Origin of the sequence: Chamaesiphon sp. OTE_8_metabat_110 (assembly GCF_031382685.1) — a bacterium.
Lineage (GTDB): Bacteria > Cyanobacteriota > Cyanobacteriia > Cyanobacteriales > Chamaesiphonaceae > Chamaesiphon.
The window spans coordinates 1-2,179 of sequence record NZ_JANMZA010000532.1; the positions used below are offsets into that span (position 1 = coordinate 1).

The 2,179-nt window shown below is 44.2% G+C and carries 1 protein-coding gene and 2 pseudogenes; 1 reads left to right on the forward strand and 2 read right to left on the reverse strand.

Annotation, left to right across the window (positions count from 1 at the left end; genetic code table 11):
- Together RMO52_RS19335 and RMO52_RS19340 are read right to left on the reverse strand one after the other, a co-directional pair.
- Positions 1–321 (reverse strand): annotated as a pseudogene (locus RMO52_RS19335) (TrpB-like pyridoxal-phosphate dependent enzyme); the annotation flags it as partial.
- Between the two features lie 49 nt (positions 322–370).
- Positions 371–595, reverse strand: a pseudogene (locus RMO52_RS19340) (glycosyltransferase); the annotation flags it as partial.
- 605 nt (positions 596–1,200) lie between these two features.
- On the opposite strand from RMO52_RS19340, the gene RMO52_RS19345 reads away from it, so the two are divergent.
- A complete protein-coding gene (locus tag RMO52_RS19345) occupies positions 1,201–2,007 on the forward strand; it encodes an AraC family transcriptional regulator (protein ID WP_310417504.1) in 807 nt (268 codons plus the stop codon).
- Positions 2,008–2,179: the final 172 nt, after the last annotated feature.

Below are 2,179 nucleotides of genomic sequence, written 5' to 3' on the forward strand. Positions count from 1 at the left end.
GGGGCTAACGCCTTCATATTTGTAGTAAATCTTAGCAGGCGTATCGAGAGCTTTTTCCAGTCGGCGGGCACGATACAGGGGAGTAGGTCGCCATTGTTGATAGATCGATCGTACTTCGTCAGGGATCTCAATCCACCGTTCTTGGCTTACTTCCTGCTCGATAAGGCTCATCGGAAACAGGGGTGCTAAGTCGGTGGGCGAAATTGGTTTTCCGTTACCAGGATGGAGAATTGGTGGTAATGGGGTGGGTAAATCTGCTTGGATGTTATACCAAGCGGTAGGCATTTGGCTTTCGGTCAGGAGGTATTTGATTTGGTTCATGATTTTATGTTTTGTAGAGATCGAAAGTCTTATTCTCTGCTCAAGGTGCACTCAATTCGCCCAATTTAGTGTTAGCTGCTGCTGAAGCTCCAGCGGGAAATTCAGCCTCACCAATCGCCCAAAATTCCAGTCCGGCAGCTATGGTTTGCGGTCGAGCGTCGAGAATGCCAAAGAGGGTCACGCGATGACCGCGCCGTTGCAGCTCGTGTCCTAGTGTAGTCATGGGATTGAGATGCCCCGTAAGAGCTGGACAGATGATGCCAAAATGAGTCATGCACGGCTTCCGATATTTTGTGGGTCAGGATATTTCAATAAATTCGATTGAGGTCATATTTTTGACCGATTTTAGTTGAGAAATTGCATCGCTGTTTGTTGAAGTCGATCTTGGTGCGATCTGAAGATCGCGCAAAGTGTGACGGTTCAAGACTTTTGCTAGAGCCTGCCGCAATCTTTTTCAGGTGCCAGGAACCAATAATATTTGCCGTCAGCAGGAAATGCACGGGTCATAACTCTCTTGAAAAGGTGCTCCACTTGCGGGGGAAGCTTCCCCCGCAAAGCTCGCGCCCCTGTTCCCGCACTTTTCGCTGCGCTTACGACCGAAATAGAAGTTCTGCTGTGCCGAGTTGACGATCCACACAAAAACTCCTACTTTATAGATGGACTCCTACTGGCTATTGACATTGTAGCGATCGCCTGAGAACAATTTGTTGCAGAATCTGACGAATTTTTATCAGATTCTTACGATTCCTCATTTATCACCAAAATGAAACTACCCTGCTAGATTGCAAATGTCGTAATTCTGGGTTCGATCGAATCCTCATTCCTCAGTAGAAAAGTCCGCAGATTAAATCGAATTTTTGTAATAAATAAATTATTTGAATGGGTAAAAGTAATTTGCATCCACAGTTAAATGTAGTAGGTGGGGTTGAAATTTTATCCAGTCAGCAGGTCGGATGGCAGGGCATCTTAGTCGAAAATTATCAAGCCCCACCAAATAACATTTGTGAGTATAGTTCTGGTGCTTTGCTCGCACATTGGCTGAGTTTTCCCTCCGTTCAACCCATGTATTTAGTCCAAAATCATGGCGAATGTTGGCATGAATCGATTGTCAAACAGGACGATCTAGTCTTGGTACCAGCGGGACAATCAACTTACTGGCAATGGCCGACAAATAGTTCAACGTCAAACCTCGGCATCTACTTAAAACCGGAATTAGTCGCACAAACTGCTAGATCGGCAGATCTCAATCCAGATCGGATCGAGTTGATGGATTGTTTCTCTCAATCTGACCCACACCTGCACCAAATCGCGATGATGCTGTTGGCAGAACTGCGATCGGGTGGCATCCTGGGGGAGTTATATGTAGAATCATTGACCCAAGTATTAGTCATTCATTTACTGCGAAACTATTGTGTTTTTCAGCCAAATATAGTCGATTTCCATAGCTTAAATCCTCGTCGATTCGAGAACGCAATCGAATATATCCATGCTCACCTCGATGGCGATCTATCAATGGTAAAAATTGCAGCAAGTGTGAATAGTAGCCCTAATCACTTTGCCAGCTCTTTCAAAAAAACTGTGGGTATTTCGCTACATCAATATGTGATTAAACAGCGTGTAGAGCGGGCAAAACTGCTCCTAGAAATTTTTGATGAGATGACGCACAACGTTATCTTTAACGATTAGTTATTTAGACAGTTTGATTAAAAGTTCGCGCATTCGATCGAGGGACAGATTTTGAGTACTTAATTCCAGTGTTTTGACATAAAATTGTTGTTAGAGTGAAAGTTCAAAACATTCAGGTGACATCGGGCTTGCTCCAGTTTGTGAATAGAGATTGAGAATTTACGTTGAAGGT